The organism is Metabacillus bambusae, assembly GCF_017497975.1.
GTDB lineage: Bacteria > Bacillota > Bacilli > Bacillales > Bacillaceae > Metabacillus > Metabacillus bambusae.
This window is the reverse complement of record NZ_JAGDEL010000005.1, coordinates 137,252-159,477: the sequence shown is the minus strand read 5'-3', so window position 1 is coordinate 159,477 and position 22,226 is coordinate 137,252. Positions and strand designations below refer to the sequence as shown.

Sequence of the window (22,226 nt, the reverse complement as noted above, 5' to 3'; positions counted from 1 at the left end):
AGGTACCTGTCACCACCCGGATTTTGTCGAATTTAATAGATTTTAAGAGGCAGAGAAAGATTTTCTCGTTTCACAATTTTATTCGTCATGGTTTTAAATATAGCAATTTAGACGAAAAGAAAAGGATAGCCAATTATAAAAGAGATTGGCTATCCTATTCTATATGCCATTATTGTATGCTGATTTCCTCCTCAGCTATCGTCCCATTGGCTTCAACTTTTAACGAAATCCTACCCTCAGCAATCGCCGTTAATTCACCTGTTTCAGGATCAAATAGGGCATCAAACTTCCCGGAAGCCTTAGCCTGTTCAAGCTGCTTACTGTCAGAACCAACAAACACATTCTCACTGCCATTCCATTTCAATGTCGCAGGGTAACGAAGTGGAATGGTTAGATCACCAGCCTGGCGTCCAGATGCGGTGATTTTTACGGTTTCACCTGTCTTTACTGTAACTGGTGCATCTACCGTAATATCTTCCAACATTGGTCTCACCTCAGCCTCGATCCAACTGCGGTTAGCTGCTTCGCTGCGTGTTGCGGCATTTTCAGGACCAAAGGCTTTGTCTTTTACAGCATTAGGATCAATACCAAACAAGGTCCATGAGTAAAATCCGCCTTCATCGGCAGGGCCGTATGGGGCCTTTCCTGCAGGTCCGACGACCATGTACGGTACGCCTTCGACGCGTTCAACATTGACGGTATGGGCATGTCCGCTAAGATAGACGGCACCTTTTCCGCCTGATGTTTTACGGAAGTCTGTGAGCCATTGTTCAAGTAAGTCAGCCTCTTTTTGGTCGCTGAGCTGGCTGTTTTTCGTTGGGAGCGGGTCGCGTGTTGGATGGTGTCCCACCACGACAACATTGTTAATTTTCGGATCAGAAGCTGCTTCATCAAGAGATTTTTGCAACTCGATTAATTGATCAAAATCACTTGTGCGCAAGCTTCCTGTTGATGTGTCGAGCATGATAAATCGTGTTCCTTTATGGTCAAAGGTAAAACGATTATTTTCAAACACGTTAATAAAATTGTCCAGCGATCCTGAGCCCATGATTTCATGGTTGCCTGGGATATAATAGATTGGTAACTTGTCTCCGACTTCTTCCTTTAAAATCTTTTCCGCAAGCTCAAAATCTTCCTTCCAAGCCGTGTCAACTAAATCTCCGTTGATCACAAGGAAATCAGGGTTTGCTTTGACTATTTGCTGAAGCGATTCGCGCGCAATTTGCACTTGTTGGCTATTTGGTGATTTTGCTGCAAACTGGCTATCTGCTAGTACGGCAAAGGTCCAGTTATTTTTGCTGATTTCTCCGTTTTGAATAATCAATGGATCTTGAGATTGTGACTGTTCAGGAACCTCGAGAGTTGGTGGTACCTTTACAGTGAGATCATCAATGATTATTTTTCCTTTATATTGATTGCTTCTGTTCGTTTCGACCGGATAAATCCGCCATAGCTTTGCTGGGTAGCGAATTCCTGCTGGAACAGATGCCTCAACGTATTTCCAGCCTGTCCAATTGATCTGGCTTGCCAATGATAACGTATAGCTTGTGTTTGCTGCATCTCTAATCACAGCGCGCAGCCAAGCTCCATTTCCATCGCCATATACCCATAAGCCGATTTTTTGCACGTCACCTGGAAGTTCGAGCATTGGATCTGCTTGGATATACGCTGCCCGCGTTGCTGTTGTTGTCGAGAAATCATACGTGAGCTGCAGGCCTTGTCCATTTTTACCGGCCACAGATTCCATTGAAGCCTTTACAGCCGAAGGATAGGTTGTATACGACCAATCAGCAGGATTTTCAAAACCGTCAGCTTGCTTTGTTGAAAGGCCGATTGTAACAGGAAGATACGTTTTATGTCCCTGAACCGTTACCGTAATAAGGGCTGATTCGCCTTCTGCCTTTGGCACAGCGGTAAAACTGCCATCACTGTTTTCTGTGATATCTACAACTGCTTTATCATAGTCAAGCTGAGCATCACGTGGTTCAATCGGTGCCGCATAGCCGTCCTTGTCATAGCCTAAAATTGAAAAGTCTTGGCTTTTGCCCATTTCTAAGCTTAGGCGAGAAGGCGCAGCTTCAATTCTGGCTAATTCGCCAAGGACGGTGATGTCCATTGTTCCTTTAATCGCTGTTGCTTGAGCCTGTACAACCGCTGATCCGGATTTTTTTGCGCGGAATACGCTGTTCTCTTCAAATGCTCCTACATCAGCTGGTAGTGCCCGCCAAGTGATATTGCTGGTCGCAACTGGAGTATAATTTTCATCATATCCAGCACCTTTGAGTGTCCTTGATAACCCTGGAAATACTCGGTTACTGTTTTCCAACTCGGCTGCTGTTGCTACTTTAAAACCTGAAAGCTCACCGCTGCCTGGTTTTGCAAAAATTCCAATTCCGTTTGGCACAGAGCGCTCAGACCCGTCAGATGGTTGATTGACAACCTCAGCCTGATTGGAACCAAGAGAACGGGCAACCATTGTTGAAGAGCCGCCGCCATCTAAATTCAGTATATTGTAGGCGCCGTATTCCTTCATCAGCTCTGCTAATTCTTTATACGTCATTCCACGGCTATCAATTTGCCGCCCATCAACGACAGCTAAAAACATCTTCTTCCCATCCTTAGAGAAGCCAACCGATGTTCTTGGGGCAGCCGTTGTATCATCTAAGCCTGCTGGGATCTCTCCATTTTCCATTAGCTTGATATTACCGCCAACAGCAAATGACAGTAGGCTGTCACCATCCACTTTTGGGACGTAGTCGACGGTTACGCTGTCACCAATCGATAAGCCCTTTAACGCCTCAGCACCCTTTTCTCTGCCGATTACTACGAAGCTGTTTTCATCAATCGGACCGCTTCCAGGCTGATTGGATGTACGAAGCACCTTACCATCCTGAACCACGACTTCGTATGTAGCGCTTGAGGTTCTTTGTTTTGTTCCCCATACTGATGTGTATAAGCCAATACCATCTTTAGAAAGGCCGTACTGATTCAAAGCAGATAGTGAATGCGTTCCACTTGGAAGAGTAATCATGCCTTCCAGAAGGAGATTTGCAATCTGTCCGATCCCGCTTTTGTCAACACCAGCTGTTATAGTATGTGAGCCCTCAGGTCCCTTTAGCAGCTGGCCGTTTTGGATCGCTCCGCCAAGTGGTGCTTTTGTATTGTTAATATCAAAAAAGTCACCATTTACCCCGGCAATTGCGCCTGCTTCCTTGGCGATCTCGGACAACGGCTTTGCCGACGCAATCGAGCCAGGATAAAGCAGGTCCAACGAAACGTTTTCATTTTCTAGTTCAATTGTCATTATTTCCCCATTTAACCAGCCCCGAGCATCAAACCTCTCAAAACGAGATAGCTTAATCCCAGGACCAATCGGCGTCGTTGTTTCATTCGAAACAATCGTTTTCCCCGCCGGTCCTACAAAGGTGACAGGTTCCGTTTTGTCCGATGACGTTGAACGAGCCTGAGCTACTGAAGATGCTTCATTCTCAGCTTGTGCTGCTATTGGAACAGTAAGCATACATGCAAGCAAACCAACTAACCACTTACGCATCATTCTTTTTTTCTCTCCTTTTTGTTTAGAAATAGATTAATAGAAACTCCATTTTTAACAATAGCAGACGAATATTAAACCACTTTTAAGGAAAGGTAATTTTGTATAGGAAGAAAGGAGGATAAACGTTTACATAGTTTGAATCTGGTAGTTTGCAAACATACTTATTTAAGTCATAAAAGTTTATTAAAAAAATGAGAGTTTTTGCTTATGGGATTCGATACGGTTAGTGAAAAAAGCTTTTTCGGAAAAGATAAGGAGAATTCCAAATGAAGTGTAATGCAACCAATTTTATTATACGTTTAAAAGCAGAAAAGGAGAGTCAGTCATAAAAAAGATTGACTCTCCTTTTAATTTTGGGTTGTTTAGATTTCTATAGTAGATAACATTCTATTATCCAGGGAATAATTTTTTTGAATGAAATGGAAGTGTTTTCATCTTTCGCTATTTTCACAGTGAAATCTTAAGCTTTTAATGGATCAACTGTTATTTCTTAATCGTCGACATTTATAGAAGAATATAGGAATACCCTCCTAACAAAATTGTCGAACGTGAGGCTAATATCCTAGAAATAGGAACTGCTGGTGATATACAATCATTTCAATTTATAGGAAACTAAAGTTAACATTTTGAAACTAGTAGATTGTTTAATAGTGACATCAGAAATATAAAAGGGGTAGGTGAACATTATGATGTGTGAACTTTCCAATAGAAAACTGGTAGAAGAGATTGAAGCAACAAGACAAAGCATGATATCAATAGGGTTAGAATATGGGTTAACACACTCATATACGGTTAAATTAAGTACAAAGCTAGATGACTTATTGAATGAATTGCTTAAAACAAATAATAGAGAAATAGTACTTGCCTGTTATCACGAAAATAGGGTTTTAACAGAGGTTGGTAATTAATAATCTTTAGATCTACGATACTTATAAATTTTTATTGAAAGGAGTTTATATTTTCAAAATAATCCTAGCTAATGAGAAAGGTGGATTGTCATGATTGGTAAAAGGATTAAAAAATATCGTATTAAAAAAAATGTATCTTTAGCTGAATTAGGAGAAAAAACAGGTGTTGAAGAATCCTATTTACGTTCAATTGAGAACAATATCCATCAAGATCACTCTACCGACTTTTTATATAAGGTATCATCTGTACTAGGTACGCCTATCAAATTCTGCTTAATGAACAAAGAGAAACAGACCCTAAGGAATTTGAAAACGAATGGATCAACCTGGCACAGTACGCTATGAATTCCGATGTAACCAAGGATCAATTTCGGGAGTTTTTAGAGTTATACAGGCAAAGGAACTGAGGGATAGGGACCATGTCCCTCTTTTTGTGCGATGAGCAGTAGTCAAATGAATGATTAAACCTTTTGTATCTGTGAAGGAAGCATCTAGATCGAGTGATTCAATGTATTAGACTTGCTTTGACCCTGAAAATTAAATAAAACGTTACAAAAATAGGAAAGCCAACATAACTTATGACGGTTAACCATTATTCTATCCTCTCGAGGTAGAGTAGCTGGTATGAAATTTTTAAAACGTGTTGAGTACAAACACAAAATAAGGATCGAAATAGTTCTAAAGAACTCCTTACATATTTGACATCGCTTTCAAACCCTACTATCATAAAACCTATTAATCTAAAAAACTAAAATTTAAAATAATATGGAGAACAACCTATGAAATTTTTTCGAAGGTTAATTATTAGGTACTTTCACCATAAGACATTGAGGTATCAACTTCAGGTAACCTATTTATTGATCGTGATTATTCCTTTTATCGCCATTGGTTACGTGTTTTATGAAGTATCGGTATCAGCTATGAAGAAGGATGCCTTAGAGAACTATAACTCTTTAATGGAAGCTGTAAGTAAAAATATTAACGCTTTCTTGGAAGGGACTAGTAAAGAAATTTCGATTTATGCCTCGATTATACTCGACACGAATTCGTTTAATCTCAATCTTCTGCGTGGTGAGCAATATCAATCAGAAAGATGGCTTGTAGATAACAAACATCTTTATGAGACTTTTAACAGAAATGATTTTATTAGTATCCGGTCTTTTGATAATCTTGGGAATTTAGTTGGGTTTTCAACAAATACAACGAATAATAAGGTCTATGAATATAATTCCCATCAAGAAGAAACATGGCAGCAAAGAATTAAACATAATTATGAGGATGAATTACTTTTTGATATTCACCCACTTGAAATAAATGGAGTGTATAGCTTTACTGCATCTAGAGCCATCATTGATCCGGTGGAAAATGTGAAAATTGGGTATGTAAGCTTCGACAAGGAGTTAAACTCATTTACAAATAATTTTAAGGAAATTGAGAACCGGTTTGGCGGCGAATTGCAAATTATCAAGGAAAATGGGACATTACTCTACCACTCAAATAACACCTTAATTGGCAAACTTGCCGATAAAAAGCTCCTTGCGCATTTAGACCGCCTTAGTGCAGATACATTTATTGAGGAAAATAGTAATGGTGAAAAAATTATCATGTCCTATAATAAGCTAACAAATGAAAGCTTTACAATTGTTGGTTCAATGCCGCTTGAAGTATTAATTAAAGATATTAATTCTCTTGGAAGATTGATCTTTTATAGTGTCCTAATATTAGTGGTACTAATTTTAATCCTTTCCTATTTATTATCAATCTATTTAACCAATCCACTTAAAGTGTTGATGAAACAAATGAGTAGTGTGGAAAAAGGTAATTTTAATCCAGCTATTGATATACCTCAGACGAATATTGAAACGACTCAGCTCGGGAATCGATTTCAAACGATGGTGAGAACAATCGATAATTTAGTAACCATTCAATACCAGACTGAGCTGCATAAAAAGGATGCTGAATTGAAGGCGTTAATTATGCAAATAAATCCGCATTTTTTCTATAACACTTTAGAGGTCATTAGTGGGATAGCAGATGAAGAAGAGGTTTATAAAATTTCAGATATTACCGAATCCTTAAGTAGGCTGTTAAGGTATAATTTAAGCCACGATCGAGAGTTAGTCACACTAAAAGAAGAGCTTGCTCATTGTAACCATTATTTTTTCATCTTAAAAAGCCGGTTTGAAGATGAGTTATCAATCGAGATGAAGGCTGACCCAGAAATTGAGCAATTTTTAATCATGAAAATGATCCTGCAGCCCTTGATTGAAAATTCGGTTAAGCATGGGGTGGAAATGAAGATTGGTCAAGGGAAAATCAGTCTAATTGTAAAGAAATTGAAAGATCGCATTTATATCGAGGTTGCTGATAATGGTGTTGGATTTGACGAGGACAAGCTAAATGACTTTAAGAAGTTTACCATGAATTCTGACAATCGGTTTTCGTTAACAACCTCATCGAATCATTTAGGACTTAAAAATGTGTATACGAGATTATCACTATTATATGGAGATAACCTCTCATTTGAAATTGACAGTGTGAAAAATAAGGGTACAGTGATCAAAATTGAGTTCCCGGCCACAACCATTGACATAAGGAGTATGTAAAATGGAACGTAACGACACGCTTAGGATTTTGATTGTTGAAGATGAAATTGCTGTAAGAAGAAGTTTGAAAGGGAAAATTAGGCGTTATGATGAAGGAAGCTTTGAAATTGAGGAAGCAAAAAATGCAGAGGAAGCCTATGAGATGATAAAAAAGGTTGTTCCTCATATCATTTTTTTAGATATGAAAATGCCTGGTATGGGTGGAATGGCCTTCCTAGAAATTCTAAAAGCAGAGTTTCTAAGGATTAAAGTCATTGTTTTAAGTGGTTATTCTGATTTTAAATATGTGCAAAAAGCGCTGCAGTGTGGCGCAATGGATTACTTATTAAAGCCCGTGATTAAAGATGAGCTATATAAAGCGATGCATGATGTGACAAACAAAATTGAACAGGAAACAAAGAAAATAAAAAGTGAAGTGAAAAACCACCAATTGCTAAAAAGAAGTACTGCCCTTCTAAAAGACAATTTAATGAATGATTTACTATATAGTAATCAACAGAAATCAACAGACATCCTAAAAAAACTAGCGATGCTAGGAATCGAATTTAATTGTGATCGGTATCTCATTGTGACTATGTATATTTTAAATGAAGATGAGATGAAATCGTATTTTTCAGATGATTTATCAATGCTATTTTTTGGATTAGAAAATGTAATGATAGATAGCCTGGAGTTCCTTTTACCAATTGTTAGTTTTAGATCAAAAGTGAATGAAAATGAATGGATTACCATCATCGGGTTTAACGAATGTGAGCCTCTGCGAGAAGAGGTTGAAAAGGGATGTTACAAGATCATCCAAAATACAGGGATTTATCACAAGTTGAATCTACAAATCATCAATAGTGAATTATTTATAGATTTGAAGAACCTGTATTCGAATTATCGAAAGACAGCTTCTGTTTACCAGTCTGAAAAGCAGAGAAACGCAGTGCTGTTTGTTGAAGACATCTATCAAAAAGAAAGCACAGCATTACTAGGGCCAGTATGGTCTACCGAGGAAGAAAAGCGCTTAACTGATTTACTTCAAGAAAGTGATATAAAAAAGGTAACGGAATTTGTTCAAGACTGTTTTTCAAGACTTCATTCCCTGGAAGGGGAATCACCTGTTTCAAGTATTGCTTTGGTAACAGCTATTTTTGATGTTCTTGAAAAGCATTGCCATAAAATAAATAAGCTGTATACACAAGGTTCCCAAGCTTCAATGCCTACATTAAGTGAATTTTTACTCAAGCATGATTCGAATCTTAGGTTAGGATTAATCTCTATACTAAGTAAGTTTTGCAGTGAGCTTGACAATGGGATGACCAAAAAGGAATCAAAAAAAATTGTAAAGGAAATTCAAGAGTATCTTCATGTGCATTACTATGATAGTGACATTTCACTTGATGGACTAGCTCACCAGCATTATATTAATCGCTCTTATTTAAGTGAAATATTTAAAACAGAGGTTGGTGTACCATTTAAAAAATATTTGGTGCAGGTTCGTATAGAAAAAGCAATGGAATTACTATCTGAACAGCCGATGAAGGTATCAGATGTCGCTTATTTAGTCGGTTTCAATGATCCCGATTATTTTGGCACAGTATTTAAAAAGCAAACAGGGATGACAGTACGAGAATACAGTGATAAATTCTCGGGATAAAGGTCTTTTCAATGTCGCGCTATCTCTTAAATTGAGGATAGCTTCTTTTTTTATGGAAGACTTTTTTAAAAAAGTACACGAAATTTTTCGGGGTATCACCCAACATTTTTTATGTAGGTCCATGACCCTAGGGTAGTATAGTAAAAATAAGCTTCAGGAGGGAGTCAACATGCTCCGCAAGAAATGGTTATATGTCATCATCTTATTTCTTTTAATGATTTCAATAGGATGGGTCGGATTTGCATTCTTTGAGTCTGATCAAACCTATAAAAAGGAAGATGCACAAACGGAAGGGAAATATCGGATTGGAGTCTCTTATGAGAACTTAGAAAATGAATATGTAAAAGGCCTTCAACGAGCAATCCAACAAAAGGCGAATGAACTAAATGTAACAATTATCGAGAAAGATGGTAGAGGGAAAGCAGAGAATCAAGTCACCCAGGTTGAAAATTTTCTATTCGATAAAGTAGATGCAATCATACTTAATCCTTATGAAAAGGATGGGACAGTTTTAGCAGTTAAAAAAGCAAAAGAAGCTAAAATTCCACTTATTGTTTTGAGTGGTGAAGTGGAAAACTTAGATGAAGCAACTGCCTATGTTGGTTCAAATGATATTGTGGCAGGTAGAATGGAAACCGAGCTAATTGCTAATGAACTTGGTGGAGTAGGGAATGTTGTTATCCTTCATATTCAGGGTGGTAGTTCCTTACAAATCAGTAGGGATGCTGGGATCAAAAACGTTTTATCACAATATCCAAATATCCATATTATTGCCGAGCAAACTGCAAACGGTAACAGGGAACAAGGGGAATATGTGATGGAAAAATGGTTGCAGAATCTACCAAATATAGATGCAGTCATCTCACAAAATGATGCAATGGCGCTAGGGGCATATGATGCGATAAAAGCAGCTGGAAGAGAAAAAGAGATTCATATTGTTGGGATAGATGCCATTCCTGAAGCTGTGAAGGCTGTAGAAAAAGGAAGAATGCTAGGAACGATCTTCCAAGATTCTGAACAACAGGGCTTTATGGCAGTTGAAATGGCATTAAAAGCCGCAAAAGGTGAAAAAATTGACCATATGAATTACAGTCCGTTTCGAATCATTACAAAAAAATCCTATATAAAGTAGTAGGCATGATAAAGAAGATTAGGCTCATTTAAGGGCTTAAACCTTTATATTCAGGTAAATGTATTCGTTTTCAAAAAACAAAAGGGGTGCTTTAAAATGAGTGAAACCATTAAAAATCATGTGTTATCCCTATTAGAAAAAGCAAAGATTGTTCTCACTGAGAAAGAAATTGAGCAACTAGAGGTTACTGATATGGGATTGGGGCAGATAGAGATTGAGGGTTTACAGCTTGTTACCTATATTAATAATGAAAATTATTGTGCAAAGGAACTGATTCTTCTTCCAAATCAAACGTGCCCAGAGCATCTCCATCCACCGATCGGAGTGTTACCAGGGAAAAAAGAGACCTTTCGTTGCAGAATGGGAATTGTCTACTTATATGTTGAAGGGGAAACAACTGCTGAACCAAGTACAGCGCCTCCGCAAGGGAAGGAAAGTTTTTATACAGCAAAAAAAGAAATCGCTCTCAAACCTGGAGAGCAGTTCACGATCTTACCTGGAGTGAAGCATTGGTTTAAAGCGGGTAAAGAAGGGGCTATCGTTTCAGAGTTTTCGACAACAAGTCGAGACGAATATGATATTTTTACAGATCCGAATATTAAAAGGGTTTAATACTTGTTAAAAGGAGAGTGGCTCAAAGCCAAAGGGTCACCCTCTTTATCATAAAGAAAAAATGTTAAGGGGGAAATTTTTATGAAGAAGGTATTAATGATTCTTACAGCCATTTTACTATCAATTGGTTTAGCAGCTTGTGGTTCACAAGGAAGTGAAGAGGCGGCATCAGGTGGGGGAGAAGAAGCTGGAAGTAAAAAGCTTTCAAAAGTAGGTTTAACAGTTATGACTCTTGATAATCCATATTTTGTAGCCTTCAAAAATAGTTTAGAAGCAGAAGCGGAGAAAGAAGGCTTTGAAGCATTAGTGAATAGTGCAGACTTTGATTTAGCAAAACAGCAATCGCAAATAGAAAATTTCATTTCAAAGGGTGTTGATGTCATTCTAATAAATGCCGTTGATTCACAAGGGATTGCTGGTGGAGTGCAGCAGGCAGTAGCAGCTGGAATTCCTGTTATTGCCGTTGATGTTGGTGCAGATGGAGGCACAACAGCGACAGTTATGTCTGATAATTACCAGGCGGGAGTACTTGCAGGGGAATATTTAGCTGAGCGCCTAGGGGGAAAGGGAAATGTTGTCTTACTTAATGGAAACCCAATCACATCAATATTTGACCGTGTCGATGGATTTAAAGAAGCAATCGCTAAATACCCAGATATAAAAATCGTTGCGGAACAGAATGGTGAACTAAATCGAGATAAATCGTATAGTGTCATGGAAAACATTCTATCTTCAAATCCAGTCGGGGAAATTGATGCAGTATATGGTGTAAATGATCCGACAGCCATTGGTGGATACTTAGCAGCAAAAGCAGCAGATCGTACAGAATTATTCTTTGTAGGTGTTGATGGTTCACAAGACGCAATCGACTTTATTAAAAAGGATGATATGTTTGGATTCACAGCCGCTCAGCATCCTGAACAGGAAATTGTAGAAGCAATTAAGCTTGCCAAGGATTTACTTGCTGGTAAAGAAGTAAAAGAAGAAATTCTCGTGCCTGTTGATCCAGTAAGCAAGGACAATGTTGATACGTTCAAACCAGAATTTTAATTCATTGAATAAAAAGTAGAGAAATGAAGGAGTCCATTGCTACTCCTTCATATTATTTCTGACACAAGGGGGAGGGCTTAAAGTGAGTGAAGCCAATACAATCTTAGAACTAAAAGGTATTACAAAAACATTCCCTGGAGTAAAGTCATTAGATAATGTCTCGATTGATTTAAAAAAGGGAGAGGTTCTTGCCTTAATGGGTGAAAATGGTGCTGGGAAATCAACGCTTATGAAGGTTGTGTGTGGAGTGTACATCCCAGATGGTGGTGAAATTGTTTACCATGGCCAGAAGGTGAGTTGGAATGGTCCCTTGGATGCAAGGAAAAAAGGAATTAGTGTCATCCATCAAGAGTTAAAATTGGCTCCTAACCTAACAGTTGGCGAGAATGTATTAATGGGTGCGGACATTCCGAAAAATAAGTTCGGTTTTATCAAATGGGATGAGGTAAACTCTCGAGCAAAAGAATTATTAAAATCAATCGGATCAGACTTGGATCCTACTCGTTTGGTCTCTACTTTAAGTATTGCCCAACAACAAATTGTTGAAATAGCAAGAGCTTTATCGATTAAAGCAGATATCATTATTATGGATGAACCAAGCGCAACATTATCCAGTAAAGAAATTGATAAATTATTTGAATTGATTGATCTTCTTAAATCAAAGAAAGTGGCTATTGTGTATGTTTCTCATCGGATGGATGAAATTTTTAAAATATCTGATCGATGTACGGTGTTAAGGGATGGAAAATATGTAGGGACATTGAACACGAAGGAAACGAATGAAAACGAGTTAATTAAGCTAATGGTTGGTAGAGAAATTGATACGGTTACGAAAAAAGTAGCCAAAAAGATTGATAGGAAAAGAGAAGCTCCAGTTTTAGCTGTGAATCGGCTTGCAGCTGGGAACGATCTCATAGACGGGACACTTGATATTTATCCAGGTGAAGTTGTAGGAATTGCCGGACTTGTTGGCTCTGGACGTTCAGAGTTATTACAAGCCATTTTCGGTCACACAAAAGCAAAAAGCGGAGAAATCAAGTTAAATGGAGAAGTGATTCATAATAAAGATCCTCGGAGTGCAATAGAAAAGGGAATTGCTCTTGTACCAGAAAGTAGAAAGGATCAATCTCTCTTTTTACAATTAGGAGTCGGAGAAAACATCAGTGTGTTAAAAATACCGAAGCATGCTCATTTTGGCTTCATTAAACGTAAAGTTATTCAGGAAATAGAAGAAGATTACAAGAAAAAATTAAATGTAAAAACCCCTAACCTTGCCGCGAAAATTCTTAATTTAAGTGGAGGGAACCAACAGAAAGCAATCATTGCACGTTGGTTAAGTATTGCCCCGAAGGTGTTGCTATTAGATGAACCAACACGAGGTGTGGATGTTGGTGCAAAAGCGGAAATCTATGAAATTATTCACCAATTAGCAGAGGAAGGCTTTAGTGTTCTAGTTGTATCCTCTGAGCTTCCAGAAATTATTTCCCTCTCTGATCGAGTGTATGTAATGCATGAAGGAAAAGTAGTCGGTGAATTAACAGGTGACCATATAAATCAAGAAACAATTATGACATATGCGACAGGGGGAAAATTAGCATGAGCCTTTCTCAAGTAAACCACAAGACAAAAATAGTTGAAACAAAGCAAGGGCAGTTTAAAAATAGTATTTTGAATTTTCTTAATAAAATGGGAATCATCGTTGTTGTTATCCTACTTTGTTTACTGTTTAGTATCTTATCTAGTGATTTTTTAACATGGAATAACATTGTGAACGTAGCAAGACAAACATCGATTAGTGCAATTCTTGCAGCAGGAATGACATTTGTTATTTTAACAGGAGGAATTGATCTCTCTATTGGTGCAATTGTCGCATTATCAGGTGTTTGTGCCGTCTATTTCTCCGGATTTATGCCAGCACCACTTGGAATACTCTGTGGGATTTTGATCGGTGGTGCAGCGGGATATGTAAATGGTTTTCTAACATCTGTCACTCGCTTACCAGCTATTATCGTAACATTAGGAAGTATGACATATTTACGGGGTATTGCCTATGTAGTAACTGGTGGATATCCTTTAATGGTGGAATCTAGCTTTTTTAAGAGCATTGGAACAGGATATGTAGGTCCAATTCCAATACCTGTTATTATCATGATCGTGGTCTTTGTTATTGCACACTTAGTCTTGAAATATACGGTCTTTGGTCGCAATATCTATATGGTAGGTGGAAATGAAGAAGCGGCTAGATTAACAGGTATTAAAGTTACATCAAGTCTTACCTGGGTATATACCATTAGTGGTATCTGTGCAGGTATTGCAGGTGTTATCTTAGCGGCACGTCTTTTCTCAGGCCAGCCAAATGCAGGGATGGGATATGAACTAGACGCAATCGCAGCCGTTGTCCTTGGTGGTACAAGTTTAGTAGGTGGAGTAGGATTTATCATCGGAAGTTTATTCGGAGCCTTATTTATGGGGATTCTAAGTAATGGCCTAACTCTATTAAACGTACCTTATTATTGGCAGTTAATTATTAAAGGGTTAGTGATTGTGCTTGCTATTTATATTGATCGTGTACGGAGGAAGCGGGACTAATTCATCAAAATTCTTGGGTTCATCGCGCCGTCGCAAGCATAAGGGTGATTCTCAGCATATATAAAATTGTTTGACAACCAGCAACCCTGACGGTTGAGGTTGCAGGGAGAAGAGCTAGTTGACTTCTCCCTTTTATTATATTTCCATTAAACATAAAAATATTTCTAAGTAAAAGTAGGTTTTGGGTGTACTGTCACTACCCGTAATAGCCCCCCCCTTATTACAATTATCCCTTTTGTAACTGTGAAGGAAGCATCTGGATCGATTGATTTAATGTGTCGAGCTTGCTTTCGATCCGATTTAGTAAATATAATGTGACGACGATCGGGAAGCCGACATCACTAATCACTGTTAACCATTGTTCCATCATTTTACACCTCTTTCAATTGAATTTATAGAAAAGGGCCGACAGGAAAAAGCTTGTCAGCCCTATTCGCAATTATTTACCCAAGAGTAATTTCTGTTACATTACGGTCAATGATTCTTGCCCCTTTTTTCGATACAAATTCTCCGTCAGTTGAAATGAAAATATTTGCTGCTAAGATTTGATCCATTGCTGCATTTAACGCAATTTGATCAACGGGTTCAACTGGAGAATCCACACTGATCTTCACTGTTTTTCCTGCTGTGTTTAAAAATTGAAGCTCTAATGTTTTCGCCATTTTTTATCCTCCTTTCTTAGTTTGAAGGAAAGGTGGTCTGATTCACTCCATTATCCTTCAATAGATTGTTTTTACATGTTTCTCGTTTTAAGCATCAATTTGATTTGTGTCATTACGCTCAACTGATGCTAGTGTTTCTGTTTGTAAGCTTACAATTGCTTGTGCTGCTTGAAGCAATTGGTCAGGTGTTGCTGAAGTTTTGACATTGTTGTAGTTTTTACGTTTAGTCACTGCTTTTCCATTCTCATCCACTCCCATATCGAAAACTAGGCTTAATTGAGAATCTAGTAATGTTGCAACTGCCATGCTCTCACCTCCTTTCACCCTTTATATATAGAGAAAGGGGGGATAGAGTAGCGTAGGATATTAATTTTTTTTAATATGCTGTTCTGCTGTGGGTATTAAAGAAATTAAAGTTTTAAGTGTGAAGAGGGACAAAGGCCTGGTTCTATTGTCTCAGGAAAGAATAGATTCATAATTCTACAAACTCACTGCATATAATTCTATATTGAGAAAAAATAGAAGGAAGGCAGCAGGTGAGTTTAGTGAACACGAGTTATCTTAGACATGAAATTGATTTCTACCGTGCGATAATACAGGAAACAAATGACCCTTACTATTGGTACTATTTAGCTGATGCGCAAGTGAGAGCAGGCTACAGGTCAGAAGCACTGCATACAATCTCAAAGGCCTTGTCATTACCAAATCCGTATCCTTCAAAGCAAGCATTGCTAAATATGCAAGCGTGGCTTCAGTCTTCTTCATATAGAGAAACAAATCAGAATAAGAAAACAATTGTGGCTGCTAAGCAAGGCGATATCGACGGAGACGGGATAATCGACAAGGTGTTTCTTACCGCAAATAAAACACCTGATAGTCCCTTTTGGCAAAATATCACTCTTGTTGTCCAAAATGGGCGAACAAGCCTATTTAGTCAAATTCCGTTGAAGGAAAACTCAGGGTACAATCCGACCCTTTTTCTCGGTGATTTTACCGGGAACAAGGTAGATGATATCCAGGTGGTCATTGATACAGGGGGAAGTGCTGGTGCGGTTTATGCATATATCTTTTCATTTATGAACGGTGAAATGAGAGAAATTTTTAATTCTGACAAGTTTAATGAAACGTATCAATATGATGTGAATTATGAGAATGACTATAAAGCGAATGTGATTAGTCGTAACCTGAAAATAAAGTATATACTTGACCTTACTTACAAGGGAAAGGACTATTTATCTGAAATTTATCATGAAAATGGTCAATTGAAGGAACCGATACAAGGGTGGGTGAACCCTTTATCTGGCTTGTATCCTGTTGATTTTAATCGGGATGGGACGTATGAGCTTGATGCCTATCAGAGGATTGCTGGAAGGTATAATGCCGACGGGCTTGGATTTGTCGAGACTGTATTGAAGTGGAATGGGCAGGGTTTTGGTGTTGATAGGCAGAATGTTGCTGTTTTTGGGGGGGAGGTGTAGCGGTGCCTGTCACCACTCGAATTTTGTCGAAAACTGTGGAGCTTCTGCAGCCAGTTTGTGTGGTTGTTCTTTTTTCTTTGTTTATGAGAGTGTCCTCCTTTTCTTTTATGAAACGCCGGTGATAGAATAGCTTATATTAACTAGTAATCTTTTCATTAAAACAAAGATAGATATAGTTTAAGTAAAGCTTCATTCGAGAGGATCCTATTTCACAAATAGGATCCCTTATTACGATTTATCCCTTTTGCAATTGTGTAGGAAGCATTTGGATCGAGTGATTTAATGTGTCAAGCTTGCTTTCGATCCGATTTAGTAAATAGAGAGTGACGATTATAGGGAAGCCAACATCACTAATCACAGTTAACCATTGTTCCATCTTATTTGCACCTCTTTCAATTGAATTCATAATTAGGGCTGACAGGAAAAATCTTGTCAGCCCCTATTTCAGTTACCCAAGAGTGATTTCCGTTACAGAACGGTCAATAATTCTTGCGCCTTTTTTTGATACAAATTCTCCGTCAGTTGAAATGAAAATGTTTGCTGCTAAGAGTTGATCCATTGCTGCATTTAAAGCAGTTTGATCAACTGGTTCAACTGGAGAATCTACACTGATTTTCACTGTTTTCCCTGCTGTGTTTAAAAATTGAAGCTCTAATGTTTTCGCCATTTTTTATCCTCCTTTCTTGGTTTGAAGGAAAGGAGATCTGATTCACTCCATTATCCTTCAAGAGATGTTGTGTTTACATGTTTATGGTGTTACGCATCAATTTGATTTGTGTCGTTACGCTCAACTGATGCTAGTGTTTCTGTTTGTAAGCTTACAATCGCTTGTGCTGCTTGCAGCAATTGGTCAGGTGTTGCTGAAGTCTTGACGTTGTTGTAGTTTTTACGTTTCGTCATTGCTTTGCCATTCTCATCAACTCCCATGTCAAAAACTAGGCTTAATTGAGAATCTAGTAATGTTGCAACTGACATGCTCTCACCTCCTTTCACCCTTTATATATGGAAAAGGGGGAGGTAGAGTAGCGGATGGTGTAAAATTTTTTTATAATCTGTTGAGTTCAAACACAAAATAAGTATCGAAATGTTTCTAAAGAGCCTTCACTTATTTGGTATTGCTTTGGAATCTACTATCAAAAATTCTATAAATCTAAAAAAACTTAAATTTTTATATAACATGTGTAACAACCTATGAACTTTTTAGGAAGGTTATATAGAACCTTCAAGTAAAAAGATTAACGCGTTCTTGAAAGGTGTGAGTAAAGGGCGAATAGCCAATATCAGCAAATACATTGAAAGAGAACTCAGGGTACAATCCAAAACCTTTCTTGATGTTTTCACTGGGAATAAGGTTGATGATATATTAGTGGTCATTGATACAAGAGGAAGTGCCGGTGCGATTTATGCGTTTATCTTTTCTTATATGAATGGTCAAATGATGGAGATTTTTTAGGGGAATTATACATTTTAAAAAATCGACAAGGTCCTGTGGCTTGTCGATTTTTTACATGTCTTTTTGAAATCTTTTTCAGTTCGTAGGTGCGGGTCCAGTTGAAGCTCTTTTTATTAAAATGGTTGGTAATAGAATTTCATGACAAACAGCGTCTTTGTTGCTCATTCTCCAGATTAGTTGTTCGACTGCTTTTTTACCATAGAGTGTTAGATCAATATCCATTGTCGTTATTTTTGGAGTTGATATTTGTGAAAGCTGTCCATTGTCAAAATTGCAAACTGAGACTTGGTCTGGAATTTTAATTCCGGATTGTTGGAGATAGGAGCTGACAAGAAACCCGAATCCATCATTTACACAAAACCATGCAGTGGGCTGTTTAGGTAAATGGACCATTGAGATACGAATATCATCCTCTTCCTCAAGAACCTCAGATAGAATGAAGGTTGGGTTTATTTTTATTCCATGATGATGTAATGCCAACTGATATCCTTCTAATCTCTCATAATAGCTTGGTGAAAAGGAAGCATTTCCGACATACCCAATCTCTCTATGACCTAACTTCAGCAAGTGATCAACCGCAGTATAAGCACCGAAGCGATTATTAGTTAGGATGGCATCCGCTTTGATGTGTGGATGATGATGGTCGATTAAGACTGTAGGGATGTCCGTAGAAAGGATTTCATTAATATAATCTGTACTTAAGTGGGAGAGAATTAAGATCCCATCAACAGAATTGTTTTGAACAAATGACGGTAATTGAAGCTTGGTAACTGCCTGTTCGCTAATGGGCTGGATCAACAAGTTAATTCCATGCTTCGAAAGCTCCCTCTCAATACTTAAATAAATTTCCCCAAAAAAGCTTTTAAGTGAAAAGGCAAATTCGGATGCAATTAGTGCAATATTCCTCTCCTGATCGCTTTTCTGGGAATGATTTCGAACAGATGTATATTCGTAGCCTAGTTCTCTAGCGGCTGCTGCCACGATCTTTCTTGTTTCTTCGCTTACTCCTGGTTTTCCAGATAGAGCTTGTGAAACAGAATTTTTTGATATTTGTAAACGATCTGCGATATCCTGCATCGTGATCTTTTTTGCCATAGGAGTAATCAACCTTTCTTATAAAGTAATAGAATCATCTATATTAGGGGAGTTTATTATTTATCATACTAGTGAACATTACAGTTGTTATTTCTGTAACGTTACAAAATTAATATAATACATGACAATGTAAAATGCAAACAACATAATAATTTACGTTAATTTGGTTGACTTATCATGAAAACGGTGTAATAATGTTGTTTGTAAGGTTACGGAACGTTATTTAACTATAAAAGTAATCTCTGTAACTAATTTTGTAATTTTGATTAAGTAAGTTTTTGTACATGACTATATTCAATTATACTATTTTTTTGAGTAAGATTGGTAGCGTTCTCAAATATTGTACAAAACTTACATTGATAGTTGAAAGGACTAATTTTAAGTCTTTCGCCTTAAAAAATAAAACGGGGGTATTAAGATGAAACATACATTGAAAAAAGGCGCATCATTATTATTTGCTGCAACAATGGCAGTATCACTTCTATCTGGTTGTGGAGATAAAGGCACAGAGCAAGGTTCTGAAAAAGACAGTGTAACAACAATTGAGTTCTGGGCAGCTCCAAACCCAGCTCAGCAAGTATATTGGGAAGCAGTGGCAAAGGAATTCGAAAAAGAAAATCCTGAGATTAAAGTGAATGTAAGCGCAATCAAAGAGAGTCCATCATCTGAAGCTAGCATTCAATCAGCAATTGCAGGTAAGAGTGCACCGACGATGTCAGAAAATATTAATCGCGGCTTTGCAGCGCAGCTTGCAGAAAGTAAAGCTCTAGTACCACTTAATGAAATAGAAGGCTGGGAGGAGATTGTTTCTGCTCGTCAAATGACGGAAACAGTTGAAGGCTGGAAGTTTGCCGATGGAAATCAGTATGTTCTTCCAATTTACTCAAATCCAATGTTGTTTGGGTGGAGAATTGATATTTTGAAAGAGTTAGGTGTGAATGAACCACCTAAAACATATAGTGAAATGCTAGATGTTGCAAAGAAGCTAAAGGAAAAATATCCGGAAAAATATGTGTGGGCAAAAGCGGATTTAGCGGATCCAACTGCATGGAAGAGATGGTTTGACTTCTTTATGCTTTATGATGCTGCATCAGAAGGAAATAACTTCATTGAAGGAAACAAATTAGTGGCGGATGATAAAGCTGGAGTAAACGTTCTAACATTATTAGATGATTTGAGAAAAGAAGATGCACTCTTAGCAAAACAAGTAACAGATCCATTTGAAACTGGTTTAGGAATTTTCACTGACATTGGTCCTTGGACATTCAGCTACTGGACTGAAAAATTCCCAGAAATGAAATATGGTGAGACATTTACACTTGCACCACCACCAGTTCCGGATGGTATGTCAACTGAAAATGTGAAAACATTTGCTGATACAAAGGGTTTAGTCATTTATGCGTCTGCAACGGATGAAGAAAAGAAAGCGGCAATGGAATTTATGAAGTGGGTTTATTCAAATCCAGAGAACGATTTAGAGTGGTTAGAAAAGACAAGCCTGCCACCAGCTCGTGATGACTTAGCAACCAACGAAGCTTTTACAGCGTTCTTTGAAAAAAATCCAGTATTACAGCCGTATGCTAAAGCAGTGCCAAACGCAATTCCTTCGATAGACAATGCAAAATATAATGAACTGCAAACCTATATTGGACAATTTGCTGTAAACCCTGTTGTTAAGGGGGAAGTAGATCCTGAAAAAGGCTGGAATGAGATGAAAAAGGCAATTGAGGGGGATCTCAAGTAATGAGAACGAAAAAGAGTAATGGAATGGGCTGGCTATTTGCCAGTCCATACCTTATCTATGCAATTATATTTTTTGCCATTCCACTTGTGTGGTCATTGTATTTATCGGCGACAGATTGGAATTTAATTTCACCTGAATTTAACTTTGAAGGCATTTCTAACTACATCAAAGCTATGCAGTCACCAGGAGTTCAAGCTGCTTTTTTTGTTACCTTTAAATTTATGGCAGTTTTTGTACCGTTGGTTATTGTCTCATCGATTTTGGTTGCGGCGATTATTCATGGACTGCCTAGATTTAAGGGTATTTTTTTAATCGGTTTTTTTCTTCCTTATTTAGCTTCTGGAGTTGTTTCTTCATTAATCGTAAAAGGTCTCCTTTCCTACAATAGTCCACTTAATGCATTTTTAAGATCAAATTTCGGACTGGATATCGACTGGTTAGGATCTCCGTTTTCAGCGTTATGTGTGGTAGCGGTGATTATCGCTTGGAAATTCACAGGCTATTACGCTTTAATTCTAACATCCGGCTTTGAAAGCATTAATACTGAAATTTATGAAGCTGCCGCGATTGATGGAGTTTCACCCTGGCAGCGCTTTTGGAAAATCACACTTCCATTACTATATCCAGCCATTTATACTGTGTTGATTTTATCAATTGGTGTTACATTTGGGATTTTCACAGAGGTATATCAATTAACAGGTGGAGGTCCAAATTTCGCAACAAATACGTGGCAAATGGAAATCTTTACACAGGCCTTTAAAAATCTTCAGGCAGGTTATGCGTCAGCAGTTGCGATTATTGCATCAGTTGTTACATTTATTTCGATTTTTGTGATCAGAAAACTATTAGAATTGTGGGGGAAACGCAATGGTTGGGTCTAAAAAAAGAGGATTACTTCTTCGCTATATCCTTGCGATTGTCTTATTGATCATAATGGTGTTTCCATATCTCTATATGGTCCTAAATTCTTTTTCAACATGGGATCAAGTTGATAAAAGGATGATTCCAACAGAATTTACGTTCCGTTCGTATCAATGGTTGTTTGGTGGTGGTGATGTCGCTATACCAAGACCATGGATTCAAGCCTTTTTCAACAGTGTGATTGTTTCGGCAGGCTCAACCGTACTTATGATGATTACGGGAGTCATGGTTGCTTATGCGTTAGCTAAAATGAACTTTAAAGGCCGAGATACCGTTAATAATATTATTTTGTTTCAAATGTTTTTCCCAGCAATCATTTTGTTAGTCCCTACCTTTTTAATTATTCAAAATGTAGGACTATATGATACGTACTGGGCGATGATTATTCCGAAAGCGATGAGTTTGTGGGCGGTCTTTATGTATACAAACTTTTTTAGAGCCATTCCAGATACGTTTATAGAAGCAGCGAAATTGGACGGAGCATCTAATCTCCAAATTATGTTTAAGGTCGTCCTGCCAATGTCTAAATCGATAACGACTGTTATTTTCTTATTCTTGTTCATGGAAAGATGGACAGAATTATTATGGGACATGCTTGTTGTTCGAAGTGATAGCATGCTTACTCTTAACGTGCTTCTATCGCAAATGTTTGGGCCGTATGGAGGCTATCCAGGTCCAATGTATGCAGCCTCTGTGTTATTAACATTGCCAATTATCATTCTGTTCCTTTTCTTTGCGAAGAAATTCCAAGAAGGTATGCAGTTTACACTTAAATAAA

22 protein-coding genes are annotated in these 22,226 nt (G+C 37.8%); 14 read left to right on the top strand and 8 right to left on the bottom strand.

The genetic code is table 11. The features are described from left to right. Positions 1 to 169: 169 nt before the first annotated feature. Complete coding sequence (locus I7822_RS09215) at positions 170 to 3,556, bottom strand: phosphodiester glycosidase family protein (RefSeq protein ID WP_207977228.1); 3,387 nt, start codon at positions 3,554 to 3,556, stop codon at positions 170 to 172. 686 nt (positions 3,557 to 4,242) lie between these two features. On the opposite strand from I7822_RS09215, the gene I7822_RS09210 reads away from it, so the two are divergent. The 10 genes from I7822_RS09210 (at position 4,243) to I7822_RS09170 (ending at position 14,095) form a co-directional block, all read left to right on the top strand. Further along, positions 4,243 to 4,464 carry an aspartyl-phosphate phosphatase Spo0E family protein gene (locus I7822_RS09210; RefSeq protein WP_207977226.1) on the top strand — a complete coding sequence of 74 codons (222 nt, stop codon included), beginning with the start codon at positions 4,243 to 4,245 and terminating at the stop codon, positions 4,462 to 4,464. A gap of 90 nt (positions 4,465 to 4,554) precedes the next feature. Continuing rightward, positions 4,555 to 4,809 (top strand): helix-turn-helix domain-containing protein, encoded by a 255-nt coding sequence (locus I7822_RS09205; protein ID WP_279381935.1) that lies wholly within the window; start codon positions 4,555 to 4,557, stop codon positions 4,807 to 4,809. After that, positions 4,806 to 4,871 carry a hypothetical protein gene (locus I7822_RS30200; protein ID WP_279381942.1) on the top strand — a complete coding sequence of 22 codons (66 nt, stop codon included), beginning with the start codon at positions 4,806 to 4,808 and terminating at the stop codon, positions 4,869 to 4,871. Before I7822_RS09205 ends, I7822_RS30200 begins: the two co-directional genes overlap by 4 nt. A gap of 372 nt (positions 4,872 to 5,243) precedes the next feature. Beyond that, positions 5,244 to 7,070, top strand: a complete 1,827-nt coding sequence (locus I7822_RS09200) for a sensor histidine kinase (protein ID WP_207977224.1) — start codon at positions 5,244 to 5,246, stop codon at positions 7,068 to 7,070. Position 7,071: 1 nt separating this feature from the next. Continuing rightward, complete coding sequence (locus tag I7822_RS09195) at positions 7,072 to 8,712, top strand: response regulator transcription factor (RefSeq protein WP_207977222.1); 1,641 nt, start codon at positions 7,072 to 7,074, stop codon at positions 8,710 to 8,712. 169 nt (positions 8,713 to 8,881) lie between these two features. Further along, entirely contained in the window at positions 8,882 to 9,844 is a 963-nt protein-coding gene (locus I7822_RS09190) for a substrate-binding domain-containing protein (RefSeq protein WP_207977220.1), read from the top strand. A gap of 96 nt (positions 9,845 to 9,940) precedes the next feature. After that, positions 9,941 to 10,456, top strand: coding sequence for a D-lyxose/D-mannose family sugar isomerase (locus tag I7822_RS09185; protein ID WP_207977218.1), 516 nt, complete (start codon positions 9,941 to 9,943; stop codon positions 10,454 to 10,456). Positions 10,457 to 10,537: 81 nt separating this feature from the next. Continuing rightward, positions 10,538 to 11,506, top strand: a complete 969-nt coding sequence (locus I7822_RS09180; RefSeq protein WP_207977216.1) for a substrate-binding domain-containing protein — start codon at positions 10,538 to 10,540, stop codon at positions 11,504 to 11,506. A gap of 82 nt (positions 11,507 to 11,588) precedes the next feature. Continuing rightward, positions 11,589 to 13,106, top strand: coding sequence for a sugar ABC transporter ATP-binding protein (locus I7822_RS09175; RefSeq protein WP_307847709.1), 1,518 nt, complete (start codon positions 11,589 to 11,591; stop codon positions 13,104 to 13,106). After that, positions 13,103 to 14,095, top strand: coding sequence for an ABC transporter permease (locus I7822_RS09170; RefSeq protein WP_207977214.1), 993 nt, complete (start codon positions 13,103 to 13,105; stop codon positions 14,093 to 14,095). Before I7822_RS09175 ends, I7822_RS09170 begins: the two co-directional genes overlap by 4 nt. Positions 14,096 to 14,321: 226 nt before the next feature. Here I7822_RS09170 and I7822_RS09165 read toward each other — a convergent pair whose 3' ends face one another. The 3 genes from I7822_RS09165 to I7822_RS09155 form a co-directional block, all read right to left on the bottom strand. Next, the gene (locus tag I7822_RS09165; RefSeq protein ID WP_066329499.1) at positions 14,322 to 14,462 is read right to left on the bottom strand and encodes a YvrJ family protein; all 141 of its coding nucleotides are present in this window, start codon (positions 14,460 to 14,462) and stop codon (positions 14,322 to 14,324) included. 76 nt (positions 14,463 to 14,538) lie between these two features. Beyond that, entirely contained in the window at positions 14,539 to 14,757 is a 219-nt protein-coding gene (locus tag I7822_RS09160; RefSeq protein ID WP_207977212.1) for a DUF2922 domain-containing protein, read from the bottom strand. Between the two features lie 87 nt (positions 14,758 to 14,844). Beyond that, positions 14,845 to 15,063 carry a DUF1659 domain-containing protein gene (locus I7822_RS09155; protein WP_066329494.1) on the bottom strand — a complete coding sequence of 73 codons (219 nt, stop codon included), beginning with the start codon at positions 15,061 to 15,063 and terminating at the stop codon, positions 14,845 to 14,847. Positions 15,064 to 15,494: 431 nt separating this feature from the next. Between I7822_RS09155 and I7822_RS09150 the strand changes: the two genes are divergently transcribed. Beyond that, positions 15,495 to 16,235: a YybI family spore inner coat protein gene (locus tag I7822_RS09150; RefSeq protein WP_243459383.1), complete on the top strand. Its 741-nt coding sequence runs from the start codon at positions 15,495 to 15,497 to the stop codon at positions 16,233 to 16,235. Between the two features lie 235 nt (positions 16,236 to 16,470). Here I7822_RS09150 and I7822_RS09145 read toward each other — a convergent pair whose 3' ends face one another. From I7822_RS09145 to I7822_RS09130, 4 genes are all read right to left on the bottom strand, one after another. Then, positions 16,471 to 16,611, bottom strand: a complete 141-nt coding sequence (locus I7822_RS09145) for a YvrJ family protein (RefSeq protein WP_207977210.1) — start codon at positions 16,609 to 16,611, stop codon at positions 16,471 to 16,473. Between the two features lie 72 nt (positions 16,612 to 16,683). Then, positions 16,684 to 16,902, bottom strand: a complete 219-nt coding sequence (locus tag I7822_RS09140) for a DUF2922 domain-containing protein (RefSeq protein ID WP_207977208.1) — start codon at positions 16,900 to 16,902, stop codon at positions 16,684 to 16,686. Between the two features lie 89 nt (positions 16,903 to 16,991). Further along, the gene (locus I7822_RS09135; protein WP_207977206.1) at positions 16,992 to 17,210 is read right to left on the bottom strand and encodes a DUF1659 domain-containing protein; all 219 of its coding nucleotides are present in this window, start codon (positions 17,208 to 17,210) and stop codon (positions 16,992 to 16,994) included. 553 nt (positions 17,211 to 17,763) lie between these two features. After that, positions 17,764 to 18,783, bottom strand: coding sequence for a LacI family DNA-binding transcriptional regulator (locus tag I7822_RS09130; protein ID WP_207977204.1), 1,020 nt, complete (start codon positions 18,781 to 18,783; stop codon positions 17,764 to 17,766). A 418-nt stretch (positions 18,784 to 19,201) separates the two neighbouring features. Between I7822_RS09130 and I7822_RS09125 the strand changes: the two genes are divergently transcribed. From I7822_RS09125 to I7822_RS09115, 3 genes are read left to right on the top strand one after another with little or no spacing between them, the layout of a single operon-like run. Then, positions 19,202 to 20,527 (top strand): ABC transporter substrate-binding protein, encoded by a 1,326-nt coding sequence (locus I7822_RS09125; protein ID WP_207977202.1) that lies wholly within the window; start codon positions 19,202 to 19,204, stop codon positions 20,525 to 20,527. Beyond that, a complete protein-coding gene (locus I7822_RS09120) occupies positions 20,527 to 21,408 on the top strand; it encodes a carbohydrate ABC transporter permease (RefSeq protein ID WP_207977200.1) in 882 nt (293 codons plus the stop codon). The genes I7822_RS09125 and I7822_RS09120 overlap by 1 nt, the downstream gene beginning before the upstream one ends. Next, positions 21,395 to 22,225 carry a carbohydrate ABC transporter permease gene (locus I7822_RS09115; protein WP_207977198.1) on the top strand — a complete coding sequence of 277 codons (831 nt, stop codon included), beginning with the start codon at positions 21,395 to 21,397 and terminating at the stop codon, positions 22,223 to 22,225. The genes I7822_RS09120 and I7822_RS09115 overlap by 14 nt, the downstream gene beginning before the upstream one ends. Position 22,226 lies beyond the last annotated feature (1 nt).

Bases quoted from the DNA above. Each gene is read 5' to 3' on its own strand.
- I7822_RS09215 (WP_207977228.1), bottom strand. From the start codon at position 3,556: ATGATGCGTAAGTGGTTAGTTGGTTTGCTTGCATGTATGCTTACTGTT.
- I7822_RS09210 (WP_207977226.1), top strand. From the start codon at position 4,243: ATGATGTGTGAACTTTCCAATAGAAAACTGGTAGAAGAGATTGAAGCA.
- I7822_RS09205 (WP_279381935.1), top strand. From the start codon at position 4,555: ATGATTGGTAAAAGGATTAAAAAATATCGTATTAAAAAAAATGTATCT.
- I7822_RS09200 (WP_207977224.1), top strand. From the start codon at position 5,244: ATGAAATTTTTTCGAAGGTTAATTATTAGGTACTTTCACCATAAGACA.
- I7822_RS09195 (WP_207977222.1), top strand. From the start codon at position 7,072: ATGGAACGTAACGACACGCTTAGGATTTTGATTGTTGAAGATGAAATT.
- I7822_RS09190 (WP_207977220.1), top strand. From the start codon at position 8,882: ATGCTCCGCAAGAAATGGTTATATGTCATCATCTTATTTCTTTTAATG.
- I7822_RS09185 (WP_207977218.1), top strand. From the start codon at position 9,941: ATGAGTGAAACCATTAAAAATCATGTGTTATCCCTATTAGAAAAAGCA.
- I7822_RS09180 (WP_207977216.1), top strand. From the start codon at position 10,538: ATGAAGAAGGTATTAATGATTCTTACAGCCATTTTACTATCAATTGGT.
- I7822_RS09170 (WP_207977214.1), top strand. From the start codon at position 13,103: ATGAGCCTTTCTCAAGTAAACCACAAGACAAAAATAGTTGAAACAAAG.
- I7822_RS09165 (WP_066329499.1), bottom strand. From the start codon at position 14,462: ATGGAACAATGGTTAACAGTGATTAGTGATGTCGGCTTCCCGATCGTC.
- I7822_RS09160 (WP_207977212.1), bottom strand. From the start codon at position 14,757: ATGGCGAAAACATTAGAGCTTCAATTTTTAAACACAGCAGGAAAAACA.
- I7822_RS09155 (WP_066329494.1), bottom strand. From the start codon at position 15,063: ATGGCAGTTGCAACATTACTAGATTCTCAATTAAGCCTAGTTTTCGAT.
- I7822_RS09150 (WP_243459383.1), top strand. From the start codon at position 15,495: ATGCAAGCGTGGCTTCAGTCTTCTTCATATAGAGAAACAAATCAGAAT.
- I7822_RS09145 (WP_207977210.1), bottom strand. From the start codon at position 16,611: ATGGAACAATGGTTAACTGTGATTAGTGATGTTGGCTTCCCTATAATC.
- I7822_RS09140 (WP_207977208.1), bottom strand. From the start codon at position 16,902: ATGGCGAAAACATTAGAGCTTCAATTTTTAAACACAGCAGGGAAAACA.
- I7822_RS09135 (WP_207977206.1), bottom strand. From the start codon at position 17,210: ATGTCAGTTGCAACATTACTAGATTCTCAATTAAGCCTAGTTTTTGAC.
- I7822_RS09130 (WP_207977204.1), bottom strand. From the start codon at position 18,783: ATGGCAAAAAAGATCACGATGCAGGATATCGCAGATCGTTTACAAATA.
- I7822_RS09125 (WP_207977202.1), top strand. From the start codon at position 19,202: ATGAAACATACATTGAAAAAAGGCGCATCATTATTATTTGCTGCAACA.
- I7822_RS09120 (WP_207977200.1), top strand. From the start codon at position 20,527: ATGAGAACGAAAAAGAGTAATGGAATGGGCTGGCTATTTGCCAGTCCA.
- I7822_RS09115 (WP_207977198.1), top strand. From the start codon at position 21,395: ATGGTTGGGTCTAAAAAAAGAGGATTACTTCTTCGCTATATCCTTGCG.